This window comes from Bacillus sp. AC266 (genome assembly GCF_979253805.1).
Genome location: NZ_CEEDEC010000026.1, coordinates 1 through 896, shown reverse-complemented (window position 1 = coordinate 896; position 896 = coordinate 1). Strand labels below are relative to the sequence as shown.

Here is an 896-nt window from a genome sequence, read left to right as displayed (position 1 = left end):
TATTCCTCCAAACGCCTTTCGGAATTTATTTTTCCTTCTAAGTATTAAGTGTTTGACCTTACCCTTAGGTTAACCCTTACACTCTTTTTAAAAGGAGGAATAAAACATGAAAAAAAATAATTATGCATTGGTAACAGGAGCTTCTAGAGGGATAGGAAAGGCAATCGCAATCCAACTTGCAAATGATGGATTCAATTTATTATTACATTATAATCAAAATATTGAAAAAGCTAATCAAGTCAAAGCAGAAATTGAATCAATTGGCAGACAAGCACATTTAATTCAAGGTGATTTTAATTCCAGTGAAGGGATTAAAGAATTCATCGGAAAAACCAAGGAAATGCTAAGCCAAGATAGTAATGTATCACTGCATACAATTGTTCACAATGCTGGACATGCTACATCAAATGGATTTGGAGAAGTGGACTATGATGAGTTCGATCGTCTATTTAATGCAAATGTTAAAGCACCATATTTTATTACACAATCTCTAATCGGATTTATAGCAAACAATGGTAGGATAATAAATCTATCATCTGGTGTGACACGTATCGCATTTCCACATATGATGATATACAGTATGACAAAAGGCGCAATTAATACAATGACGTTTACACTAGCAAAGGAATTGGGTGAAAAAGGCATTACGATTAATTCCGTAATGCCTGGAATCATTGATACGGATTCAACTGCTAACTGGCTGCATACAGAAGAAGGTCAAGAAAATGCAAAGAATATGAGTGCTTTAAAAAGAGAGGGTCAACCAGAAGAAATTTCAAATGTTGTTTCATTTCTAGCGAGTGAAAAAGCGAGTTTTATTACTGGGCATAATATGGATGTAACTGGCGGAAGTCATTTGTAATTAGGGAAATGTAGCTTTTGAATAAAAATTGGTT

At 34.0% G+C, this 896-nt stretch carries 1 protein-coding gene; it reads left to right on the top strand.

Translation table 11 applies throughout. The features are described from left to right. Window positions 1–106 precede the first annotated feature (106 nt). Window positions 107–862: an SDR family NAD(P)-dependent oxidoreductase gene (locus AC0IXC_RS29050; protein WP_471653712.1), complete on the top strand. Its 756-nt coding sequence runs from the start codon at window positions 107–109 to the stop codon at window positions 860–862. The last annotated feature ends 34 nt before the right edge of the window (window positions 863–896 follow it).

What these genes read in the sequence shown, in the direction of transcription:
- AC0IXC_RS29050 (WP_471653712.1), top strand. Translation starts at nt 107, where the DNA reads ATGAAAAAAAATAATTATGCATTGGTAACAGGAGCTTCTAGAGGGATA.